24 protein-coding genes are annotated in these 24,746 nt (G+C 28.0%); all 24 read left to right on the top strand.

Annotation, left to right across the window (positions count from 1 at the left end):
- Positions 1 to 2 precede the first annotated feature (2 nt).
- The 24 genes from NON08_RS03940 (at position 3) to NON08_RS03820 (ending at position 24,740) form a co-directional block, all read left to right on the top strand.
- Positions 3 to 1,091: a murein hydrolase activator EnvC family protein gene (locus NON08_RS03940; RefSeq protein WP_256690177.1), complete on the top strand. Its 1,089-nt coding sequence runs from the start codon at positions 3 to 5 to the stop codon at positions 1,089 to 1,091.
- 11 nt (positions 1,092 to 1,102) lie between these two features.
- Entirely contained in the window at positions 1,103 to 1,900 is a 798-nt protein-coding gene (locus tag NON08_RS03935; RefSeq protein ID WP_256690176.1) for an NAD(+)/NADH kinase, read from the top strand.
- Positions 1,894 to 3,555: a DNA repair protein RecN gene (gene recN, locus NON08_RS03930; protein WP_256690174.1), complete on the top strand. Its 1,662-nt coding sequence runs from the start codon at positions 1,894 to 1,896 to the stop codon at positions 3,553 to 3,555. Before NON08_RS03935 ends, recN begins: the two co-directional genes overlap by 7 nt.
- A complete protein-coding gene (locus NON08_RS03925; protein ID WP_256690173.1) occupies positions 3,555 to 4,346 on the top strand; it encodes a tyrosine-type recombinase/integrase in 792 nt (263 codons plus the stop codon). The genes recN and NON08_RS03925 overlap by 1 nt, the downstream gene beginning before the upstream one ends.
- Position 4,347: 1 nt before the next feature.
- Entirely contained in the window at positions 4,348 to 5,241 is an 894-nt protein-coding gene (gene era / locus NON08_RS03920; protein WP_256690172.1) for a GTPase Era, read from the top strand.
- A gap of 129 nt (positions 5,242 to 5,370) precedes the next feature.
- A complete protein-coding gene (locus NON08_RS03915; protein ID WP_256690171.1) occupies positions 5,371 to 5,970 on the top strand; it encodes a thymidine kinase in 600 nt (199 codons plus the stop codon).
- A complete protein-coding gene (locus NON08_RS03910) occupies positions 5,970 to 6,818 on the top strand; it encodes a KH domain-containing protein (RefSeq protein WP_256690170.1) in 849 nt (282 codons plus the stop codon). The genes NON08_RS03915 and NON08_RS03910 overlap by 1 nt, the downstream gene beginning before the upstream one ends.
- Positions 6,819 to 7,238 carry an HD domain-containing protein gene (locus NON08_RS03905; protein ID WP_256690169.1) on the top strand — a complete coding sequence of 140 codons (420 nt, stop codon included), beginning with the start codon at positions 6,819 to 6,821 and terminating at the stop codon, positions 7,236 to 7,238.
- A 10-nt stretch (positions 7,239 to 7,248) separates the two neighbouring features.
- Complete coding sequence (locus tag NON08_RS03900; protein ID WP_256690168.1) at positions 7,249 to 9,021, top strand: TIGR03960 family B12-binding radical SAM protein; 1,773 nt, start codon at positions 7,249 to 7,251, stop codon at positions 9,019 to 9,021.
- Between the two features lie 9 nt (positions 9,022 to 9,030).
- Positions 9,031 to 9,699, top strand: coding sequence for a uracil-DNA glycosylase (gene ung / locus NON08_RS03895; protein WP_256690166.1), 669 nt, complete (start codon positions 9,031 to 9,033; stop codon positions 9,697 to 9,699).
- Between the two features lie 70 nt (positions 9,700 to 9,769).
- A complete protein-coding gene (locus NON08_RS03890; protein ID WP_256690165.1) occupies positions 9,770 to 10,162 on the top strand; it encodes a hypothetical protein in 393 nt (130 codons plus the stop codon).
- A gap of 103 nt (positions 10,163 to 10,265) precedes the next feature.
- Positions 10,266 to 11,663: a UDP-N-acetylmuramoyl-L-alanyl-D-glutamate--2,6-diaminopimelate ligase gene (locus NON08_RS03885; RefSeq protein ID WP_256690164.1), complete on the top strand. Its 1,398-nt coding sequence runs from the start codon at positions 10,266 to 10,268 to the stop codon at positions 11,661 to 11,663.
- A gap of 6 nt (positions 11,664 to 11,669) precedes the next feature.
- Positions 11,670 to 12,506 carry a 3-deoxy-8-phosphooctulonate synthase gene (gene kdsA, locus NON08_RS03880; RefSeq protein WP_256691222.1) on the top strand — a complete coding sequence of 279 codons (837 nt, stop codon included), beginning with the start codon at positions 11,670 to 11,672 and terminating at the stop codon, positions 12,504 to 12,506.
- A 1-nt stretch (position 12,507) separates the two neighbouring features.
- Positions 12,508 to 13,464 (top strand): KpsF/GutQ family sugar-phosphate isomerase, encoded by a 957-nt coding sequence (locus tag NON08_RS03875; protein WP_256690163.1) that lies wholly within the window; start codon positions 12,508 to 12,510, stop codon positions 13,462 to 13,464.
- 66 nt (positions 13,465 to 13,530) lie between these two features.
- On the top strand, positions 13,531 to 13,737 hold the full coding sequence (locus tag NON08_RS03870; RefSeq protein ID WP_256690162.1) for a DUF1858 domain-containing protein: 207 nt from the start codon (positions 13,531 to 13,533) through the stop codon (positions 13,735 to 13,737).
- Positions 13,738 to 13,849: 112 nt separating this feature from the next.
- Positions 13,850 to 16,582 (top strand): DEAD/DEAH box helicase, encoded by a 2,733-nt coding sequence (locus tag NON08_RS03865; protein ID WP_256690161.1) that lies wholly within the window; start codon positions 13,850 to 13,852, stop codon positions 16,580 to 16,582.
- A gap of 8 nt (positions 16,583 to 16,590) precedes the next feature.
- The gene (locus NON08_RS03860; protein ID WP_256690160.1) at positions 16,591 to 18,351 is read left to right on the top strand and encodes a hypothetical protein; all 1,761 of its coding nucleotides are present in this window, start codon (positions 16,591 to 16,593) and stop codon (positions 18,349 to 18,351) included.
- A gap of 115 nt (positions 18,352 to 18,466) precedes the next feature.
- Positions 18,467 to 19,120 (top strand): N-glycosylase/DNA lyase, encoded by a 654-nt coding sequence (locus NON08_RS03855; protein WP_256690159.1) that lies wholly within the window; start codon positions 18,467 to 18,469, stop codon positions 19,118 to 19,120.
- A 97-nt stretch (positions 19,121 to 19,217) separates the two neighbouring features.
- Complete coding sequence (gene miaB / locus NON08_RS03850) at positions 19,218 to 20,528, top strand: tRNA (N6-isopentenyl adenosine(37)-C2)-methylthiotransferase MiaB (protein WP_256690158.1); 1,311 nt, start codon at positions 19,218 to 19,220, stop codon at positions 20,526 to 20,528.
- A 16-nt stretch (positions 20,529 to 20,544) separates the two neighbouring features.
- Positions 20,545 to 21,792 (top strand): transcription termination factor Rho, encoded by a 1,248-nt coding sequence (rho, locus tag NON08_RS03845; RefSeq protein WP_256690157.1) that lies wholly within the window; start codon positions 20,545 to 20,547, stop codon positions 21,790 to 21,792.
- A complete protein-coding gene (locus NON08_RS15015; protein WP_319941544.1) occupies positions 21,792 to 22,805 on the top strand; it encodes a M23 family metallopeptidase in 1,014 nt (337 codons plus the stop codon). The genes rho and NON08_RS15015 overlap by 1 nt, the downstream gene beginning before the upstream one ends.
- A 47-nt stretch (positions 22,806 to 22,852) precedes the next feature.
- A complete protein-coding gene (gene ispG / locus NON08_RS03830) occupies positions 22,853 to 23,902 on the top strand; it encodes a flavodoxin-dependent (E)-4-hydroxy-3-methylbut-2-enyl-diphosphate synthase (RefSeq protein WP_256690155.1) in 1,050 nt (349 codons plus the stop codon).
- A gap of 58 nt (positions 23,903 to 23,960) precedes the next feature.
- Positions 23,961 to 24,413: an RNA polymerase sigma factor gene (locus NON08_RS03825; protein ID WP_023051202.1), complete on the top strand. Its 453-nt coding sequence runs from the start codon at positions 23,961 to 23,963 to the stop codon at positions 24,411 to 24,413.
- Entirely contained in the window at positions 24,414 to 24,740 is a 327-nt protein-coding gene (locus tag NON08_RS03820; protein ID WP_256690154.1) for a hypothetical protein, read from the top strand. It abuts the gene before it with no gap.
- The last annotated feature ends 6 nt before the right edge of the window (positions 24,741 to 24,746 follow it).

The raw sequence follows: 24,746 nt of genomic DNA, 5'->3' as shown, positions 1-24,746 counted from the left end.
TTATGAGAAAGTTAGTAGTTTTTTTTATTTGTACAACTTTTATATTTGGAGATAACGTAGATAATTTAAAAAGTAAAATGAAAAAAATAGAAAGTGAAATAAAACAAAAAAATAGTCGAATACAACATATAAATTCAGAAAAAATAAGTGTTGAAAAGCAAATAGAAAATATAAATTCAGAAATAAAAGAGATAGAAAAAGAAGGAATAAAACTTCAAGAAGAGATAAAAATAGTAAATAGAAATATAGAATACGGCGGATTAAATTTAAATATGAGTAGTAAAGCTTTAGATAGAAAAAAATCAGAATACAAAGCGAAAATGATAGAGGTAACAAGAAAATCTAGTTTGGAAAGCGATACAAGAGAAAGAAGTATTGCAAAACGAAGTTTTTCTAGACTTTTATATGGTGATTTAGAAAGCATGGAGCATATAAAGACAGTTCAGAGCTCTATTGAGCATGTAAAGAAAAATATAGAAAATGATAGACAAAAATTAACAATATTAAAAAGAAAATTAGATTCTAATAAAAGATCAATAGAGATAAAAAAACAAGAGAAAAATAGATTAATATCAAGACTAAATCAAGAAAAAACAACTCATGTAAAAACAATTAGTAAATTAGAAATACAGAAAAAAAGTATAGAAAAGGAAATAGAAAGAATAATAAAAGCTAGAAGTGTTTCTACTAAAAATATGAAATTAAATACTGCTGTAGCTAACTTAGGTAAATTTTTAAAACCAATTCCAGGGAATGTTATCGTAAAATTTAAAGAGAAAAAAAATGGTGAAGTTGTGAGTAATGGTATTGAGATTGCAGGTAAAATGGGATCAAAAGTCAAAGCTACAACAAGTGGAAAAGTAATTTACGCAGATAAATTTCAAGGTTTAAATAATGTTGTTATGATAGATTATGGATATAATACAATAGGAGTTTATGGTAATTTAATTGCCGTAGGTGTTAAACTGAATCAACAGGTTCAAAGAGGGCAAGATATCGGAGTTTTAGGATTAAATACTGAAAGTAAAGCAAATCTTTATTATGAAGTAAGATTTAATTTAAAACCAATAAATCCAGAAAGCCTATTTTAATGGAGGAAAGAATGAAAGGAACTATAATTTACAATGAAGATAAAATTGAAGCAGTAAAGCTATATCATGATTTGAAAGAATTTTTTATAGAAAAAGATATAGAAATAGTTCCTAAAACTGATATATTAGAAGCAAATTTTGCTATTGTAATAGGAGGAGATGGAACACTGCTAAGAGCTTCTAAAACACTAATAAAAAATCTAAAAATAGATGTTTTTGCTATAAATGCAGGTTCTTTAGGATTTTTAACAGAGATAAAAATTGAAGAGTTTAAACCAACTTTTAATAATTATTTAAAAGGAAGAGTAAAAAAAGAGAGTAGACAATTGTTAGAAGTTGTTATAAGAGGAGAAGTTATAGATGTACTAAACGAAGTTGTAATTTCTAAAAAAAATGCTAGTTCAAAAATTTTGAATATATCAATGTGTACAGAAAATACAAAAATATGTGATTATAAAGCTGATGGAATAATAATTGCTACTCCAACAGGTTCAACAGCATATTCTCTTTCAGCTGGAGGACCAATTGTAATGCCTCAAATTAAAGCTATAGTTGTAACACCTTTAGCTCCTCATAATTTAGCTACAAGACCAATAATAATAAGTGGAGAAGAGAAACTAATTTTAACCTTAAATCCAAAGCAAAAAGGTTGTATAATAATAGACGGTGAGATTGAAAAAGAGGTTGAAAACGATGAGAAAATACTTGTAAGTTATTCTCAAAAAAAAATAAATCTTATTTTACCAGAAAATAGAGATTATTATGGGATTTTGAGAGATAAATTAAAGTGGGGAGATAATTTATGTTAAAAGAGTTAAAAATAGAAAATTTAGCAATAATAGAAAAAGTCGACTTAGAATTTAAAAATGGATTGATTGTTTTAACAGGAGAAACAGGTGCAGGAAAATCTATAATTTTAAGTGGAATAAATCTTCTGATTGGTGAAAAAGCAAGTGCAGATATGGTTAGAGATGGTGAGGATTATCTTTTAGCTCAAGGAGTTTTTGCAGTTAATGAAGAACAAGAAGCAGAGTTAAAGGAATTAGGAATTGATGCTGAAGATAATGAAGTAATCGTAAGAAGACATATAGATAAGAATGGTAAAGGAAAAGCTTTTGTAAACAATATTAGGGTACCTATGTCGAGCTTAAAAGAGATAATGGGAACATTAGTAGATATTGTAGGACAGCATTCGCACCAAATGCTATTAAATAAGTCTAATCATCTAAGACTTTTAGATAGATTTTTAGGAGAAGAGGGAGTTTCTATAAAAAAACAACTAGAAAATATCTATAATGAATATTCAAGTTTAGAAAGAAGAATTCAAGATGTAGAAAAAAACAAGAAGGAAACTTTAGAAAAAAAGGAATTTTATGAATTTCAACTTGAAGAGATCGATAAAGTAAATTTAAAAGATGGTGAGGATGAAAAGCTAGAAGAGGAGTATAAAAAATTATTTCATGCTGGTAAAATAAAAGAAAAATTATCGTTAACTGAAAATATTTTGAAGGACGATGAAAAAAATGCTTTAAATATAATATATAACAGCAGAAAAAATTTAGAAACAATTTCAAAATATGGGAAAGAGTTTCAAGAGAACTTAGAAAGATTAGAAAGAGTATACTACGATTTACAAGATTGTGTGGATTCAATAAGAGATTTAAATGATGATATAGAAGCAGATGATATAAGATTAGAAAAAGTTATATCGAGATTAGATGCAATTAATCGTTTAAAATCTAAATATGGAGATGAGATATCCGAAATATTAGAATATAGAGAGAAAGTAGATGAAAAGCTTCAGCTTTTAGATGAAAATAGCTTTCAGGTAAAAAAATTAACAAAAGAAAGAGATGAAGCAAAAGAGAGATATTATATTTTAGCAAAAAAACTTAGTGAAATTAGAAAATTAAAAGCTAATATAATTGAAGACAACTTGCAAGATGAATTAAAGGGTTTAAATATGGGAGATGCAAACTTTAAAATAGAGTTTGAAGAATCAGAAACAATGACAGCTAGTGGAATAGACCAAGTAGAATTTATGATTTCAACTAATATAGGTCAAGGTTTAAAACCTTTATGGAAAGTCGCTTCTGGTGGAGAAGTAAGCAGAATTATGTTAGCTATAAAAGTTATTTTTTCAAAAGTGGATAATATTCCAATACTGATTTTTGATGAGATCGATACTGGTGTTGGAGGAGAAACTGTTAGAAAGATAGCTAATAAACTTATGGAAATAGGAGAAACTACTCAGGTTATGAGTATAACTCATTCCCCGGCAATAGCAGCTAAAGCTACACAACAATTTTTTATAGAGAAAAAATTAATAGATAATCGAACTATAACTCAAGTTAAAGAATTAAATAAAGAGGAAAGAGTTCGGGAGATTGCTAGAATGTTAGCAGGAAAAAATATATCAGAGGCAGTAATTGAGCATGCTAAAGAATTATTAGGTGATGAATAGTGGAATTATTAGAAAATTTTATTAAATATAAATCAGATTCTAAAAGCTTAAAAAAAGAGACATTAGATCTATATTATGGAGATATAAAGGATTTTGAAAATTTTATACAAAAAGATCTTTTAGATATAAAAAAAGAGGAGATTTTAAAATATATAGAATTTTTAAAAGAAAACTATCAACAAAATTCAATAATAAGAAAAGTAAGTACAATAAAAACTTTTTATAAGTATCTTTTAGAGAAAAGACTGCTTGATGATAATCCTTCAGATGGAATTATCATTGAAAAAGCTCCAGAAAAGGAGTTAGAAACTCTTGAAATTTGGGAGATTAATAATCTTTTAGATGTATGTGGAAAGGATTATAAAGGGATAAGAGATAAAATTGTAATAAAACTTTTAGTTGAAAGCAATCTATCTATTAATGATATTTTAAAAATAAAAATTTCAGATTTAGATTTATTTTCATATAAATTTATATTCAATGATGAAAAAGGTGAAAAAATAAAAATTTCAGAAGAACTTTCAAAAGAATTAGAAATATATGTAAAAAATGTAAGAGATAATCTTTTAGGTGGAAATAGTAATCTTGTATTTTATGGATTTAGTAGACAAGCATTTAGAGCTAGATTTATATCTCTAGGTAAAAAATGTGGAATAGAGAGAGAAATAACTCCAAATATGTTGAGAAATACTTTAAAAACTATGGTAAAATATAATGATGAAGCTAGTGAAGAAAAGTTTTATTTAGATTTAAAAGAAAAGTATTTTAAAATAGGAATAGGAGATGATTAGTGTGAAAGCTGGATTTATAGCAGTTGTAGGAAGACCAAATGTAGGAAAATCTACATTAATAAATAAACTTGTAAATGAGAAGGTAGCAATTGTTTCTGATAAAGCAGGAACAACAAGAGACACAATAAAAGGAATTTTAAACTTTAATGGGAATCAATATATTTTTGTAGATACTCCAGGAATACATAAACCAAAACATCTATTAGGTGAACATATGACAAATAGTGCTTTAAGAGTTTTGAGAGATGTTGATGTTATTGCTATGGTGATAGATGCTTCTCAAGAGATAAGTACAGGAGATTTATTTGTTTGGGAAAAAGTAAAAGAAGCTAAAAAAACTCCAAGAATTCTTATTGTTAATAAAATAGATAAAATAACAGATGAAGAGTTAATCAAGAAGAGAGAAGAGATAGCTGAAAAATTAGGAGATTTTGACGCAATAGTTGAAATTGCAGGACAATATGCAATAGGAGTTCCAAAATTATTAGAAGCATTAGACCCATTTTTAGAGGATGGTATGAAATATTATCCAGATGATATGTATACAGATATGCCTATGTATAGAATAATAACAGAGGTTGTTAGAGAAAAAATACTAGAAAGAACAAGAGATGAAATACCTCATTCAGTAGCAATAGAAATTATAAATGTAACTAGAAGAGATAATGGAAAAGACAAATTTGACATTAATATTTACGTAGAGAGAGATTCACAAAAAGGTATTATAATTGGAAAACAAGGTAAAATGCTAAAAGAGATTGGAATAGAAGCTAGAAAAGAGATTGAAAATCTATTAGGAATTCAAATATACTTAGAGCTTTGGGTAAAAGTAAAAGAGGATTGGAGAAAGAAAAAACCTTTCTTAAAAGAATTAGGATATATTGAGGAAAAATAAGAGTATTTAAAAGCAGCTATTTTAGCTGCTTTTTTATTTTGAATGGATTTATAGATTTGTTTTGAACTGTTAATTATGTTATAATAGAAAATAGGTAAAAAATAGTTGTTTGATGGAGGAAATAGTACAATGCATTTATTATTGACAGAAGGAATGGGTTGGATAGAAGTAGTAACAGGAAGTATGTTTTCTGGAAAAAGTGAAGAATTAATTAGAAGAATGAGAAGATCAAAATATGCAAATCAAAAGATATTGGTTTTTAAACATGCAAGTGATGATAGATACGATGATACAAAAGTAGCTTCTCATAGTCAGGCTTTTATAGAAGCAGTACCAGCTTCTACAGTTCAAGAGATGAGAGAGATAATAGAAAAAGAGTATAAAGATGTAAAAGTAATTGGAATAGATGAAGTACAGTTTTTTGGTGAAGATGTCGCTGAATTTTGTGAAGAGTTGGCAGATCAAGGAAAAAGGGTCGTTGTAGCAGGTCTAGATCAAGATTTTAGAGGAGAACCATTTAAGCCTATGGACAGATTAATGGCTAAAGCTGAATATGTTGATAAATTTAATGCTATATGTGCTTGCTGTGGAAATCCAGCTTCAAGAACTCAAAGATTAGTAGATGGAGAGCCTGCATATGAAGATGATCCAATTGTATTAGTTGGGGCTAGTGAAAGTTATGAGGCAAGATGTAGAAGATGTCATATAGTTAGAAAAAGAGGAGAGTAATGAATTTTAGAGGTGTTGAAAAAACTGATAAATGGGGATATATATTTACAGTTTTTTATAACGGAGAAAGATTTCATTCTTTTGATGAAATGGCTGGAAAAGTAACAGTAAAAGGTGAGTTTCGAAGAGTCATGAATGAGTTAGGATTTACTTGGGCCAAGGGAATTCAACAAGGAGGAAGAACTGATGCTAAAGTTTCAGCTGAAAGAAATCTTCTATATGTAAGTAGTAATTTTCAGGGAGATTTAAATGAAATAATATTTAAATTTAATGAGAAGATGAAAGAGGTTATTTTTATAAGAAAAGTACAAAAAACTTTTCCAAATCTATCATTCCCAGAGTATATTGAAAAAAGAGAATATATATATAAATATCCTAAGAAAAGAATAAAAAAATCTTTAGCAGAAATAGAAAAAACAATATTAGAAGTAAGTGGAACTTATGATGTAAGTAAGTTTACAGATAAAAAAGGATTAGATTTAAAAGAACATGAAAGAACAGTGGAAGTGAGTTTTCAAAAAAATATTTTAAAGTTTATTGGAAATTCTTTCATGCCAAAGCAGGTTAGAAATATGTCTGGATACATATTAACAGGTGACGTTGAAACGCTCCCTGGAAAATACTTAACTTTAGAAAATGTATATATGAAACAAGAGTTATTGGATAAAATAATATTAGAAAGTAATTTAAAAATTTCTGGGGTTGAAAAAATAGAAAGAACTGCTGATGAAAAATTAATAATTATCTATGTAAAAAAAGAAAAAAAAGGTGAGGTAATTGGAAAAAATGCTTCAAATATTAAAACCTTAAGAAAAGAGTTTGGAAATATAGTAATAAGGGAGATTTAAATGTTTTCTAGGCTTAAACAAGGATATAGATATCTATTTAAAAAGTTTGATAAAAGTAGTGAATACGAGATAAGAAATATTTTAACAGTTGCAGAATTTGAAATTTTTTCTCAAATGAGCGAGTATGATAAACTTCATTCATTTTTAATTTATAAAAGATGTAAAAAAGATGAAGTTTTGAGAAATGATATAAACTATTTAAAACTTGCATTACTTCACGATTGTGGAAAAGGAAATATAGGTCTTCTCAAAAGAATAAAAAAGGTTTTAGTAGGAGATAAAGAGTTAGAAAGACATGCTGAAAAAGCTTTTGAGAAGTTAAAAGATATAAATATAGATTTAGCAAAATTATGTAGAGATCATCATGAAAAGATAGTAGAAAATAAAATGAAAATTTTTCAAAAAATTGATGATAAATAAAAGGAGAGAGATGAGAGTAGATATAGGAAAATATTTAATGTCTGTAGAAAAACCAGCTCAATATTTAGGAAATGAAATAAATAGTTTTCATAAAGATTTAGATACAATAAAAGCAAGAATGTGTTTATTTTTTCCCGATGTTTATGAAGTTGGAATGTCAAATTTAGGAATAAAATTACTTTATGCAATTATGAATAAAGTGGATAATTTCTATTTAGAAAGAGGATTTGCTCCGATGGAAGATATGGAAGTTTTAATGAGAGAAAATAACATACCCATGTTTTCTTTAGAAACTAAAACAGAATTGAAAGATTTTGATGTGATCGGATTTTCGTTATCTTATGAGATGTGTTATCCAAATGTTTTAAATGCCTTAGATTTAGCAAATATACCGCTACATGCAGAAGATAGAAAAGAAAATGATCCTTTAATTATGGCTGGTGGAACATGTATGATGAATCCTACACCAATGGAGAAATTTATAGATTTCTTTGTAATAGGTGATGGTGAAGAAACTATGACAAAATTGGCTCAAACTTTAGTGAAGTTATCAGGAAAATCAAAAGCTGAAAAATTAGATGCGATAAAAGATTTTGAAGGTGTTTATATTCCTAAATTACACAAAGGTGTAAAGAGAATAAAAAGAGCTATAGTTCAGGATATTGATAATACACCATCATATTCTGAACAATTGGTACCATATATTCAAATAGTTCACGATAGAGCTTCTGTAGAGATTCAAAGAGGATGTACTAGAGGTTGTAGATTTTGTCAAGCAGGGTATGTCTATAGACCAGTAAGAGAAAGAAGTTTAGAAAAAAATATGGAGCTTATTGAAGATATGCTTTTTAATACAGGATATTCAGAAATATCACTATCTTCTTTAAGTAGTAGTGATTATACAGGAATAAGTTCGTTAATAGATGGTCTACAAAAGAAATATGAGAATAAAAATTTAGCAATCTCTTTACCATCATTAAGAATGAATACACATTCTGTAGATGTTGCTGTAAACATTAGTGGAGGAAAAAGAACTGGATTTACTTTTGCTCCAGAAGCTGGTAGTCAAAAAATGAGAGATGTGATTAATAAAGGTGTAACAGAGGAAGAAATTGTTGAAACAGCAGAAGCTGCAGTAAAAGCTGGTTGGGATAATTTAAAGTTTTATTTCATGATAGGATTACCATTTGAAACAGATGAAGATGTAATGGGAATATATGAATTAGTAAAAAGAGTTACATATAAATGTAGAACAATTAGAAAAAGAGTAAATATAACAGCAAGTGTTTCAAATTTTGTTCCTAAGCCTCATACACCATATCAATGGCATGAACAAATGAATGTGGAAGAAACAGAAAGAAAGCAAGGAATGCTAAGAGATGCTTTTAGAGGAATGAAGGGAGCAACTTTAAGGATGCATCCTCCAAAAAAATCATATTTAGAAGGATTTCTTTCAAGAGGTGACGAAAAAACTGCAGATTTAATTGAAAGAGCATTTAAAATAGGTGCAAAATTAGATGACTATAGAGATAATTTCTCTATTTGGAAAGAAGCGATGGAAGAATTAAATATTTCTGAAAAAGATTATTTAGGAGCTAGAGATTTAAATGTATCTCTTCCATGGGATCTTGTAGATACAGGGGTTACTAAAGAATTTTATATTAGAGAATTAGAAAAAAGTGAAAAACAAGCATTAACAGTTGATTGTAGAAATCAGTGTTCAGCATGTGGAATGAAGAAATATATAAAAGAGTGTGGATCGTTAACTTTAGATAAGAAATAGGAGTATTATATGTTAAAAATAGGTAATGATTGGGATGAGATATTAAAAAGCGAAGTTGAAAAAGAATATTTTTTAAAAATGAAAGAATTTTTAAAAAATGAGTATTTGGAAAGAACAGTTTATCCACCTAATAAAGAGATATTTACAGCTTTTAATCTAACTCCATATAAAGATATTAAAGTTGTTATTTTAGGACAAGATCCATATCACGGACCTGGACAAGCTCATGGGTTAGCATTTTCAGTAAAAAAAGGGATAGCAATTCCTCCTTCTTTAAGAAATATTTATAAAGAGATAAAAAATGAAAATGAAGGGGATATCTTTAATCATGGTTGTCTAGAAAAATGGTCTGAGCAAGGAATATTTCTTTTAAATGCTACTTTAACGGTAAGAGAAGGAGAAGCAAATTCTCATAGTAAAATAGGATGGACAACATTTACAGATGAAGTTATAAAAAAAATTAATGAGAAAAAAGAGCAAGTAATATTTGTTTTATGGGGAAATAATGCAAAAGAAAAGAAAAAATATATTACAAATGCAAACCATATAGTTCTTGAAGGTGTTCATCCTAGCCCACTATCTGCAAGTAGAGGTTTTTTTGGATGTAATCATTTTAAAATTATAAATGAAATATTAAAAGAAAAAGGTCACAAAGTTATTGAATGGGATATTATTTGACAATCAAAATTAATTGACAAAGTAGACTCAAATAGTTTAAAATAAATTAAAAATTAGATGAGGAGGTATTATGAAAAAACTTTTAATATTATTATCAATGGTTGGGGCAATAGCTTATGGGGCTGAATATAGAAATGGAACATATAGAGGTACATTTGTATCAGGTCAGGAAACACAGGTAGAAATCCAATTTGATTTAAAAGATGATAAAGTTGAGAAACCAAAATTTAGAACACTTTTTTATAAAGGTCAAGATTACTTAAAAAATAAAGAATTAACAAAATATAAAGGTGAGTATGAAGCATTATTAACAGGAATAACAAATAAGAATGTTAATGAAGGAATGGAAGCTTTATACGCTCCTGGAGATATAGAAAATGCAGGAGCTACTGTTAGAGCAACAAAAGTAAGAGCAGCAATAAAAAATGCATTAAATTCAGGAGTTTATACACCAGCTAAATAGTTAAAGACAGAGGAGAAATCCTCTGTTTTTTGTTTGTTTCTGTATATTGTTTTTATTTGAAAAATGTTATAATAAATTGAATAATATATTGTGAGGTATAAAAATGGAAAAACTTTTTAAAGGAGTAGATTGTAAAATACTAAAATCTACAGAAAAAAATATATATAATGGAGATTTAGAATATGATTCAAGAAAAATAAAACCAGGAGATATTTTCGTTGCTTTGAAAGGTGCGGTAGTAGATGGTCATAAGTATATAGATAAAGCTATAGAACGTGGTGCAATAGCGATCTTAGCTTCGGAGGAAGTGGATTTAAAGGATGAAGTTGGGTATTTTTTAATAGATGATTTAAGGGGAAAATTGGGAGTTCTTGCATCTAATTTCTATGATCATCCTGAAAAAAAATTAAAAATAATAGGAATAACAGGAACAAATGGAAAAACAACAACAACATATTTGGTAGAACAGATTTTAGGAGAAAATAGAGTTGCTAGATTAGGGACTGTAGAATATAAAATTGGAGATGAAATAATAGAAGCTCCAAATACGACACCAGAATCATTAGATATAATAAAAATGAGTAAAAAAGCAGTGGATAAAGGTTTAGACTATCTAGTTATGGAAGTTAGTTCTCATGGACTAACAAGTGGAAGAGTTGATATGTTAAGTTTTGACGTAGCTGTTTTTACTAACTTAACTCCAGAACACTTAGACTATCATAAAGATATGGAAGATTACTTTAAAGCTAAAAAAATACTTTTTGAAAAATTAAAAGATAAAAAAAATGGCGTAGTTAATATAGATGATCCATATGGAAAAAGAATCTATAATGAATTTGGAGGAATAACATATTCTTTGAATGAAACAGCTGATTTAGATAATAAGTTAATAGATGAAATAAAACCAACATTATTAGGAAAGTTTAATATGTATAATTTATTAGCTGCAATTGGTGTAGGAAAAATACTAGGGATTGATATTGAAAATATTAAAACTAAAGCAAAACAAGTAAAAGGAGCACCAGGAAGATTTGAATCTGTTCCTGTAGAAAAGAATTTTAAAATAATTGTAGATTATGCACATACAGGAGATGCGTTAGAAAATATATTACAAGGTATAAAAGATTTAAAAAACAAAGGTAAAATAATAACGGTATTTGGATGTGGAGGAGATAGAGATAAAACTAAAAGACCTGTTATGGCAGCAGTAGCTGAAAAATATAGCGACTTAGTTATCGTAACATCAGATAACCCTAGAACGGAAGATCCAAGTATAATTATAGAGGATATTCTAAAAGGGTTTAAAACCAAAAACTATATACTAGAAATTGATAGAAAAGAAGCTATAAAAAAAGCAGTTTTAAAAGCTGAAAAAGATGATATAATATTGATAGCAGGTAAAGGGCATGAAACTTATCAAATTTTAGGAACGACAAAGATACACTTTGACGATAGAGAGATTGCCATAGAAGCAACCAAAGAATTAAAAGAGGTGAAATAATTGAAGATAGTTCAAGAAGTAAAAAAAGTAAAAATAGCTGATAAATTTGAAATTGGTGGAGATAATAGATTTACATTAATTGCAGGACCTTGTGTAATTGAATCAGAAGAACTAGTTATGGAAGTAGCTGAAAAAGTAAAAAATATTTGTGATAGATTGGGAATTAACTATATATTTAAGGCATCTTTTGATAAAGCAAATAGATCATCGATACATTCGTATAGAGGTCCTGGAATTGAAAAAGGATTAGAGATATTAAAAAAAGTAAAAGAGAGATTTAATGTACCTGTTGTAACAGATGTTCATGAAGCTTGGCAATGTAAAGAGGTAGCAAAGGTTGTAGATATAATTCAAATACCAGCTTTTTTATGTAGACAAACAGATTTATTAATAGCAGCAGCAGAAACAGGATTACCAGTAAATATAAAAAAAGGACAGTTTTTAGCTCCTTGGGATATGAAAAATGTAGTTGTAAAAATGGAAGAGATGAATAATCCAAATATCATGCTTTGTGAAAGAGGATCAACTTTTGGTTATAATAATATGGTTGTAGATATGAGAGGATTTGGAGAGATGAGAAAATTTGGATATCCAGTGGTATTTGATGTAACTCATGCTGTTCAAAAACCTGGTGGATTAGGAACTGCAACATCAGGAGATAGGGAGTTTGTTTTTCCTTTAATGAGAGCAGGGTTGGCAATTGGAATAGATGCAATATTTGCAGAAGTTCATCCAGATCCAACAACTGCTAAATCAGATGGACCAAATATGTTATTTTTATCAGATTTAGAGGAGATCTTAAAGGTAGCTGTAAAAATAGATGATTTAGTAAAAGGAAGATAGTATGAACGTAAAAAAAATAGCTCAAGACTTATTTGATAAAGAGATTTGTGAATTAGAAAAAGTTAAAAGTAAAATATCAGATTCTTTGGAAAATGTAGTTGATTTAATACTGAAATCTAAAGGAAAAGTTGTTATAACAGGAATAGGAAAATCAGGAATTATTGGAAAGAAAATAGCCGCAACATTAGCTTCAACAGGAACATTAGCAGTTTTTATGAACTCTGCAGAAGGACTTCATGGAGATTTAGGAATGATAAATAAAAATGATATAGTTATAGCTATATCAAATAGTGGAAATAGTGATGAAGTAATTTCAATTATACCATCTATAAAAAAAATTGGAGCAATATTAATTGCTATGACTGGAAATCCGAATTCAAGACTAGGAAAAGAAGCTGATGCAATACTAGATATAGGAGTTGAAAAAGAGGGATGTCCCTTAAACTTAGCTCCAATGTCATCAACAACAAGCACTCTAGTTATGGGGGATGCTTTAGCGACGGTTTTAATAACAGCAAGAAATTTTAAACCAGAGAACTTTGCTGTTTATCATCCAGGAGGAAGTTTAGGTAGACGTCTTCTTATGAAGGTAAAAGATGTTATGCATAAAGATTTACCAATAGCCCAGTTAGAAAGCGATATGGATACAGTCATAATGACTATGACTAAAAAAAGATTAGGAGTAGTTTGTATCGTTGAAAATAATGAATTAGTTGGTATTATAACTGAAGGAGATATAAGAAGAGCTTTAAAGATGAGAGATAAATTTTTTACATTAAAAGCAGAAGATATAATGACTAAAAATTATACATTTGCAACAGAAGATATAATGGCGCTAGATGCATTAGAACTTATGGAAAATAGAGAAAGTCAAATATCTGTATTACCTGTTTTATTAAATAAAGAGGTTGTAGGAGTTGTAAGAATACATGATCTATTGAATGTGATTGGAAAATAGTTGACAAAAAAAGTAAAGTTTTATATAATTAAAAGGTAATATAAAGAAAGCTTAGGAGGAGTAAAAATGGTAACTAAAGATATGAATATTTTAGAAGCAGTTCAAAAACATCCGGTGATTTCAATGGTATTTAAAAAGCATGGATTAGGATGCGTTGGTTGTATGGTAGCAGCTGGAGAAACTTTAGGAGAGGGAATATCAGCTCATGGGTTAGATGCAGATGCATTAATTGAAGAGATGAATATGTTAATAAAAGAATCAGAAGCAAAGTAATAATAAAGAAAAAGGACTCTAATTAAAAGAGTCCTTTTTTAATTTCTTGATAACCCTTAGAAAATTTGATATAATATATTTCAGAAAAAATTTATATATGAGGGAAAAGGGTATGGAATCTAATTTAAAAAAAATAAATGAGTCACTATTTTTTACTTTGACTTGTGATGAAGTAGGAACTTATGTTTCTTTAGTAGACATCAATGGAGATATAGTAGAAAATATAGATGGGTATGAAATTAGTGATGAAAATGATTTGAAAATTATTGATTTAATTCAAGAGATAAAAGAGGATAGCTTTTTCTCTGGGTGGGATAATGAAAAAAATGAACTATATATTGATGAAAATATAGAAATTTTAGATTATCTAAAAGATAGTAAAAAAGTAGTCACAGGGGATATGAAACCAGTAAAATGGATTTTGAGTGGAAATAAAATAGTATTAAAAATTAATTTTGTAGAAGAAGATTTTGATTTATGTGAAGGGAAACTTCTTCTAAATGGAGAAAAAGAATTTATAATAGTTTCAGATAACTATGTTTTAAGTAATGGAGAAATGTATTGGATAGATATTCCAAAAGATACAATTCATATTTTAAAAGAAATGGAGTCAAAATTTTCAAAGCCAGAATTAGAAAAATATTTGACATTAGCTTTATCTTTTGGAAATGGTATAGAAATTGAATGTTTAGACTATGAGATTGTAGAGGATGGAAATTTAAAACCAGTTCAAGAATTGATAATAGAAAAAATATCTCAAGATAACAGCCTTTATTTAAAAATAGGAGCTTCAATATCAACTATAGATTATGAATTTTTAAAAGCTCATAATTTAAGCAAAGCTTTAGTTATAAAAGACGATTTAAAAAAAGTTGAGATAACTAAAGTTGAACCAACTTATTTAGATGAAACAGTTGAAGAAATAGTGAAAACTATTGTAAAGCATCAGAAAAATTTGAAAATAAAATCAAGTTTTTATGTAGATGAAAATTTTATAATTTTACAAGAAAAATTAGCAAGAGAGTTTGTAACTCAAGAACTACTTCAACTAGCTGGAAAATATAAGGTTGTAGGAACAGATAATTTAAAAAAATATAGTGTAAAAGCTGTAAAACCAAAAGTTGTAGGAAATTTTAAACATGGAATAGACTTTTTAGAAGGAGATGTACATTTGGAAATTGAGGGAGAGAAGTTCTCAATAGTGGACGTCTTAAATAGCTTTAAAAAAGATTCATATATTGTTTTAAGCGATGGAACAAATGCACTTATTAATAGAAAATATATGGAAAAATTAGAAAGAGTATTTAAAGATAATGGGAAATCAAATGTAAAAATATCGTTTTTTGATTTACCAATTATAGATGATCTAATCGAAGATAAAGTACTAGCAAATGAAATTAAAAAGACTAAAAGTTTCTATAGAGGAATTAATCAAATAGAAAATTATAGCGCACCAATGCCATCTATAAATGCAACTTTAAGAGAGTATCAAGAGTATGGATATAAGTGGTTAAGATATCTTATGGATAATAGCTTAGGTGGATGTTTAGCAGATGATATGGGATTAGGAAAAACTCTTCAAGCTATAACTTTAATTACAAGTTTGCATTTAGTTCCAAAAAGAAAAACTCTTATAATAATGCCTAAAAGTTTAATTTACAACTGGGAAAGTGAAATTAGAAAGTTTAGCCCTAGTCTAAAATGTGGAATATATTATGGAAATTTTAGAGATAAAGGGATATTTAATGATGTAGAGGTAATAATAACAACGTATGGAACTGTAAGAAATGATATAGAGTTTTTAAAAGATATGAAGTTTGATCTAATTGTTTTAGATGAATCTCAAAATATAAAAAATGTGAATGCTCAAACAACTAAGGCAGTAATGTTATTAGACTCTAAATACAGATTAGCTTTAAGTGGTACTCCAATTGAAAACAATTTAGGAGAGCTATATTCACTATTTAGATTTTTAAATCCATCAATGTTTGGAACTTTAGATGAGTTTAATTATCACTATGCTAATCCAATTCAAAAGGAAAATGACAAAGAAGCAATAGAGGAATTGAAAAAGAAAATTTATCCATTTATATTGAGAAGGGTAAAGAAAGAAGTTTTAAAAGATCTTCCTGATAAGATAGAGAAAACTTTATTCATAGGTATGAATCCCGAGCAAAAAAGATTATATGAAGAAAGAAGAGCATATTATTACGGGATGATAAATAGTCAAATAAAAACTCAGGGATTAGGAAAAACTCAATTTTATATACTTCAAGCCTTAAATGAGTTAAGGCAATTAACAAGTTGCCCAGAAATGAAAAATCCGAATATTCTTTCTAGTAAAAGAGAGGTTCTTATAAATAATGTTCAAGACGCAGTTGAAAATGGACATAAAGTGCTTATCTTTACAAACTATATAAAAAGTATAGAAAGTATAACCTCTGATTTAAGAAAAAGAGGAATAAAATATTTAGAGATGACAGGAGCAACTAAAGATAGACAAGGTTTAGTAAACTTATTCCAAAAAGATAAAAAATATAAAGTCTTTGTAATGACATTAAAGACTGGAGGAGTAGGGCTTAATTTAACAGCAGCAGATACTATATTTATTTATGACCCTTGGTGGAATAAAACAGTTGAAAATCAGGCGGTAGATAGAGCTTATAGATTGGGACAAGATAGAACTGTATTTTCTTATAAACTAATATTAAAAGATACAATTGAAGAAAAAATATTGAAGTTACAAGAGAGTAAAAGTCAGCTATTAGATAATCTAATTTCTGATGAAGGGGCGACTTTAAAAACTCTAACTGAAAAAGATATAGAGTTTATTCTTGGAGAATAGGAGATGGTATGGGAATAAGTAAAGATAGATTTAGAAAAGCTTTAAATGAAAGTTATTCTAAAGAGATACTTTTTAAAATATTTAAGAGATATTTTTTAGATTGGATAGCAGAAGGTTATATTGGTAGTAATTTGGGATTGTTTGAAATTTCTTTGATATCTGAATCTACTAATAAGCAAACTTTTCTGGAGTTAATGGAGCAGATGTATTCAAAAGAAGAGGTATTTAGAGGAATTTTTTCATCGCTTCCTAAAGAAGTTCAAGAAATATTTGAAAGTATAGCTTGGAAGGGAAAATTTAAAATAAAAGATAGGGATATATATTTAAAAGATGAAGAGGGCTATAATATAAAGTCTGAATTAAAAGATGATTTTTTATTTTTTACAAAGAATGGAGATACAAAAAGAGGAGAATATTTAACTTTAAATAATGATATTGTCAGAGTGATGAGAAGATTTATGGATAAACCAAGAGAATACTATATTTATAAAGTTACGAATTGTCAATGTGAATTTAAAGAAAATAATGAAGAGAAAATTCAAGAAAATCTTAGAAAATATTATTCGTTTTTTAAAGATGGAAAGATGCAACTTTCAAGTAGTGGAAAACTTTTAAAAGAATCGAAAAATAATATGAAAAAATATTGTAATATACATGAATATTATGAGGGAATAAAAGATTTAGAATTTTTAAAAACAGAAACAATGGGATTATTTTTATTTCTTTTTAAAGAAGAGTACTTAACTGATGAGTTTATTAGATCAAGTAATTTAAAAGCTATTGTAAATGGATTTTTAGATGGAACTATAATAAAAAGTGAAGATAATACTTATATAAGTTTATATTTAAATTATTTAAAAGGTATAAAAAATGTAGGGAAATCAAATGATGAAATAAAAAGAGGACTAGCAACAATAAAGATGATATTATCAGAATTTCCAGATGATGGATATGTATCTATCGATAATATAATCAAAAGCATACTTTATAGAGATGAATTTATTGAAATAATAGATGTAGAATCAGCTTTTGCTACTCTTTATATAAATGAAGCTAATTATGAAAGAACAAAAATTGTAGGATATGATAAATATTTAGCATATGTTGTTGAGCCGTTTATAAAGTCAGTATTTTTTATTTTAGCTTCTTTAGGAGTTTTAGAAATTTGTTATGAAAAGCCTTCTTCGGCCAATTCTCTTTATTTAAAGAATGGATATTTAAGTAAGTATGATGGAATAAAGTATGTTAAATTTACTGAATTAGGAAGATATATTTTTGACAGAATTTTAACATATGATTTTAAGGTTTTAGAAGATGAAGGGAAAATAGTCTTAGATGAAGATAGACTAATTGTAACAGTAATTGGTGAAAGTCCACTTAGAGTTATGACTTTAGAAAAATTAGGGAATAAAATAGCTCCTAATAAATTCAAGATATCAGAAGAAACATTAACAAAAGGATTGGATAATTTAAATGAAGTTCATGGAAAAATTCAAGAGTTTAAAGAAAAAATAACAAATGATTTACCGATGAATTGGAATAGATTTTTTGGAGAAGTTATAGAAAAAACAGAGTTAATAACTCATGTTCCAGACTATAAAGTTTTAAAGTTAAAAAATGATAAAGAGTTATTAGCTGCAATAACAAAAGATAAAAGATTTAGATCATTAATTTTAAAAGGTGAAGATCTTCATATAATGGTAAAAAAAGAAAATTTAGATAAAGTTTCAGGACTTTTCAAAGAGTATGGATATTTTATAAATTTATAATTAATAATGGGATAAAGTTAAAAATGACTTTATCCTATTTTTATTAAAAACAGATGTAAAGAGTTTGAAAAGTATGATAAAATTAAAATATAAATAATTTTAGGAGGTATATTTTATGAAGAATACCTATTTTTATGAAGTGGAAAAAATATATGAAAATATAAAAAGTAAGATAGAAGAAAGACTAGAAGAGTTTAGAAAAATATGGATAGAGGGAGACAATAAAGATATTTTTTGTGAATTGGCTTTCTGTATTTTAACTCCACAATCTAAAGCGAGAAATGCTTGGAAAGCAATTAGTGAATTAAGAGATTCGAATATATTGTTTACAGGAAGTGAAGAGGAGATTGTTCCTTACTTAAATATTGTTAGGTTTAATAAAACTAAAGCTAAAAATTTATATATATTAAGAAAGCAGATGACAAATGAAAAGGGAAAATTTATTACAAAAGATTTTTTCTCAACTTTTAGCTCACCTTTTGAAATGAGAGAATGGATTGTAAAAAATATAAGAGGAATGTCTTATAAAGAGGCAAGTCATTTTTTAAGAAATGTAGGTTTTGGTCAGGAATTAGCAATTTTAGATAGACATATTTTGAAAAATTTACTAGCTTTAGATGTAATAAAAGAGATTCCTAAAACAGTTACCCCAAAATTATATAAAGATATTGAAGAGAAATTAAAAGTTTACTGTAAGGAGATTAATATTCCTATGGAGAATATAGATCTATTATTATGGTACTTGGAGGCAAAGGATATATTTAAATAATGTTAAAGTAAAGAATTATTGATAAAAGTTGTACTACTATGGTATAATTTTTAACATGTTTAAATAGTAATTTGTTAAAGAATTTGGAGGAAAAAAATTGAAAAATGCAGTAATTATAACATATGGTTGTCAAATGAATGTCAACGAAAGTGCAAAAATAAAAAGAATTTTACAAAATATGGGATACAATGTAATAGAAGATGTTTCAGAAGCAGATGCAGTATTTTTAAATACTTGTACTGTTAGAGAAGGTGCAGCAACTCAGATTTATGGAAAATTGGGAGAATTAATGGCTGTAAAAGAGGAGAGAGGAACAATTATAGGTATAACTGGTTGTTTCGCTCAAGAACAGGGAGAAGAATTAGCAAAAAAATTCCCTGTTATAGATATAGTTATGGGAAATCAAAATATCGGAAAAATTCCTACCGCTATTGAAAAAATAGAATCTGGAGATTTTAAGCATGTTATTTATACGGGAGATGAAGATGATTTACCTCCAAGATTAGATGCAGAATTTGATTCTAAAAAAACAGCATCTATTCCAATAACTTATGGATGTAATAACTTCTGTACATATTGTATAGTTCCGTATGTAAGAGGGAGAGAGAGATCTGTTCCAATGTCACAAATTGTTGATGAAGTAAAAGTATTTGTAGAAAAGGGATATAAAGAGATTATGTTACTAGGACAAAATGTAAACTCTTATGGAAATGACCTAGAAAGTGGAGAAAATTTTGCTAAGTTATTAGAAGAGATTTGTAAGGTTGAAGGAGATTTCATAGTTAGATTTGTATCACCACATCCAAAAGATTTTGGAGATGATGTGATAGATGTTATAGCTAAAAATGAAAAAATAGCAAGATGTTTACATCTTCCTTTACAATCAGGATCATCAAGAATACTAAAATTAATGAATAGAAAATATACAAAAGAACAATATATAGAATTAGCAGAAAAAATAAAATCAAGAATACCAGGAGTAGCATTAACAGCAGATATAATTGTAGGATTTCCACATGAAACAGAGGAAGATTTCTTAGATACATTAGATGTAGTAGATAAAATTGGGTTTGAAACATCATTTATGTTTATGTATTCACCTAGAAAAGGTACTGCAGCAGCTAAAATGGATGGACAACTTGATCAAGAAGTAAAAAAAGAAAGACTTCAGAGATTAATTGATTTACAAAATAGAAAATCAAAAGAAGCAAGTGATACTTATAAAGGAAAAATTGAGAGAGTTTTAGTTGAAGGACCGAGCAGAAAAAATGAAGAAGTTTTAACAGGAAGAACATCAACGAATAAAATAGTTTTATTTGCAGGAGACAAGGAATTAGAAGGAACATTTGTTAATGTAAAAATAAATGAGTGTAAAACATGGTCACTATACGGAGAGATAGTAGATTAGTAACCTTGGAGGTACAATGGAGAAGTTAGAAAATTTTTTGCTAAAAGAGTTACAAGAAATTGCCAGACAAATGGGAATAGATTATTCGAGTAGAACTAAAAAAGCCGAAATTGTTGAATTGATAAACGAAGCTATAGAGGCCAAAGATGGAATGCATTTAGCTTGGGGAAACCTTGAAGTAATGGCTGATGGATATGGATTTCTAAGAAATACAAATGTAGAGAAGGATGTATATGTATCAGCTTCACAAATAAGAAAATTTAAATTACGAACAGAGGATTTTGTACTAGGTGAAGTCAGAGAAGCTGTTCAAGGTGAAAATAATTATGGTCTTAGAAAAGTTCTTTTAATAAATAATGGTAGTATTCAAGAAGCAGAATCAAGAATACCTTTTGATGAATTAATACCAGCTTATCCAACACAGCAGTTAAAGCTAGAAACAGATGCTAAAAATATTTCAGGTAGAATAATAGATTTGATAGCACCAATAGGTTTAGGTCAAAGAGGGCTTATAGTAGCCCCACCTAAGGCAGGAAAGACTGTTTTAATCAGTAATATTGCAAATTCAATAATCGAAAATAATAAAGATATTGAAGTTTGGATCCTTTTAATTGACGAAAGACCGGAAGAAGTAACTGATATAAAAGAGACTGTAAAAGGAGCCCAAGTTTATGCTTCAACTTTTGATGATGATCCAAGAAATCATATAAAAGTAACAGAATCTCTTTTAGAAAGAGCAAAAAGAAAAATTGAGAATGGTGAAAATATTGTAATATTGATGGATTCACTAACTAGATTAGCAAGAGCTTATAATATTGTTATACCATCAAGTGGAAAGTTAATATCAGGTGGAATAGATCCAACCGCATTATATTATCCAAAAAAGTTTTTTGGATCAGCAAGAAATATAAGAAATGGTGGAAGTTTAACAATTTTAGCTACGGCTTTAGTAGATACTGGTAGTAAGATGGATGATGTAATATATGAAGAGTTTAAAGGAACTGGTAACTTAGATATACATTTAGACAGAAACTTAGCAGAACTTAGAATATACCCATCGATAGATATTCAAAGATCTGGAACTAGAAAAGAAGAGCTTCTGATTGGGAAGAAAAAATTAGATTCTATTTGGAATATAAGAAGATATTTATCATCCCTTGATAAGGCAACAGCAACAAAAAAGTTAATTGACACTATTTCATCTACAGAAAGCAATGATAAACTCATTGAAATGTATGAGAAATCTTTTGCAAGGGGGAAATAGTGAAAGAGATTTTTAAAATATTTGCTATAATAATAGCAGCATTTATAGCTATGTTAATATTAGTTTTTAAACCTTATAGATCAGAGGTAGTGGATCTAAAAAAGTTTACAGAATATTATTCAGAAACAACTACAGTAGAAGATGGTGGAGGTTTTGAACTTGTTGATGGCAATTTTTATACAATAGAAAAAGAGTATAAAATAGGTGAGGATGAGATGATAGAAGGTGTTCCTCTAGAAGATGTTGACTTGAAACAAGCTTATGAAATTCCTAAGTTAGAAAGTTATGTAGTAGCTAATGGAGATACTTTGGGCGGGATAGCAGATAAAAATGGAATATCTTTAGAAGTTTTAAAGGCTAATAATCCTGGGATTTCCAATAGTTTAAAAGTTGGACAAAAAATAAATATAGTTAAATCAAATGGTGTATTTTATAAGGTGAAAAGAGGCGATTCTCTTTTTAAGATAGCATTAGCTTATAAAATAGATGTAGAAGATTTAAGAAAATATAATAATTTAAGAAACGATAATATACGAGTTGGAGAAGAGTTATTTATATATAATCCAAGTGAAGAAAGTTTAAAAAGACTTACTCGTACAGGGAATGTAAAGAGAGTAACAGTACAAAAAAACTTTAGTATGCCAGTTAAATGGGCAGGAGTAACAAGTCCTTTTGGAAAAAGATTTCATCCAGTGTTAAAAAGATATATACAACATGCAGGAGTAGACCTAAGAGCTAGATATGTACCTCTAATGGCTGCAAAGGATGGAACAGTTGTTTATACTGGATATATGACAGGTTATGGAAAGATAATTAAAATAAGACATAGTGGAGGATTTGAAACAAGATCAGCTCATTTGGATAAAATATATGTAAAAACTGGAGATAGAGTAAAAGCAGGACAAGTTATAGGAAAAACTGGAATGTCAGGGAGAGTAACTGGACCACACTTACATTTTGAAATTAGAAAAAATGGAAAAGCTAATAATCCAATGAATTATTTAGTTAGATAGCCCTAGGATTATACTAGGGCTTTTTTAAATGTTACGAGAGGTGAAAAATGAGAAAATCGAAAGTTATAAAAATTGGTAATTTAATAATAGGTGGCGGAAACGAAATAATTATCCAATCTATGACAAATACTCCTACATCAGATGTGAAAAAGACAGTTGAACAAATAAAAAAACTACAAGAAGAAGGATGTCAATTGGTTAGAGTGACTGTCAATAATGAAGAAGCTGCAAAAAAAATAAAGGAAATAAAAGGCCAAATTGATATACCATTAGTAGCGGATATACATTTTGACTATAGATTAGCAATATTAGCTATAGAAAATGGGATTGATAAGTTAAGAATAAATCCAGGGAATATAGGTAGCGATGAAAAAGTGGAGCTTGTAGTAAAAAAAGCTATAGAAAAGAATATTCCTATAAGAATCGGAGTTAATTCTGGATCTCTAGAAAAAAGTATATTGGAAAAATATGGAAAACCAACTTCAGATGCAATGGTAGAAAGTGCTCTTTATCATATGAGACTTTTAGAAAAATTTAATTTTACAAATATTGTAATTTCTTTAAAATCAAGTAATGTAAAGATGATGGTTGAAGCTTATAGAAAATTAGCTAGTTTATGCAATTATCCACTACATTTAGGAGTAACAGAAGCTGGAACTGCTTTTCAAGGTACTATAAAATCAGCAATAGGAATAGGTTCTTTATTAGTTGATGGAATAGGTGATACAATAAGAGTTTCCTTAACAGAAGATCCTGTAGAAGAGATTAAAGTTGCAAAAGAAATTTTAAAAGTTTTGGGATTAAGAGAAGTTGGGGTAGAAATTATTTCATGTCCAACTTGTGGTAGAACAGAGATTGATTTAATAGGACTTGCTCATAAAGTTGAAAAAGAATTTGGAAAATTAGATAAAAAAGTAAAAATTGCAGTAATGGGTTGTGTAGTTAATGGACCAGGAGAAGCAAAAGAAGCTGATTATGGTGTTGCTGGAGGAAAAGGAGTTGGAGTTTTATTTAAGAAGGGTGAGATAGTAAAAAAAGTGAATGAAGGGGATATTCTAAAAGAGTTAAAAAAAATGATAGAAGATGATTTTAATTAAAACTTTTTTAAGAATTTTGTAGTCTAAAATTATAAAGCTAAAATAATGAGGTATTTAAATGGATTTTGACCAAATATATAATGAGTATTTTGATAGAATATACTATAAAATACTATCAACAGTAAAAAATGCCGAAGATGCCGAAGACATAGCTCAAGAAGTTTTCATTAGTGTTTATAAAAATCTCAAAGGCTTTAGAGAGGAGAGTAATATTTATACTTGGATTTATAGAATAGCTATAAACAAGACATATGACTTTTTTAGAAAAAAGAAGCTAAATTTAGAGTTAAATGATGAGATTTTAAGTGTTGAAAGCAATGAAGACTTTAATATTCCAATCCTTTTAGAGGAGAAATTAAAAGAACTACCTTTCCAAGAAAGAGAGATAGTTGTTTTAAAAGATATATATGGCTATAAACTTAGGGAGATTGCAGATATGAAAGAGATGAATATATCAACAGTAAAAACAATATACTATAAGGCTATTAAAGATATGGGAGGTGTGATATAAATGGTATCTCCAAAAGAGAGAGTAAGAGCTAATATTTATAAAACATTATTAGAAGAGGAAAAGAAGAAGAGTAAGAAAATCTCAGTTCTATCTTTATCTCTTTTTGTAGTAGGAGTTTTCACAGGAACTTCTTACGATTTAGTTAAAAGAAATATTACTCCTACTGAGAAATTAGTAGCTTTAGAAAGTGGAGAGCTGCAGAAGAGAATATCAGATAAAAAAGATATAGGATTTACAATCGATGATTTATTTCAAGCAGATGAAATAAAGATGAATAAAAGAGATTTCAACACTGAAAATCTTTTTGTAACAGATCTACAAATTTAGTGGAGG

This window comes from Cetobacterium sp. NK01, from assembly GCF_024506395.1.
Lineage (GTDB): Bacteria > Fusobacteriota > Fusobacteriia > Fusobacteriales > Fusobacteriaceae > Cetobacterium_A > Cetobacterium_A somerae_A.
Note: the sequence above shows the minus strand (reverse complement) of the source record. Positions and strands in the feature narration are given on the sequence as shown.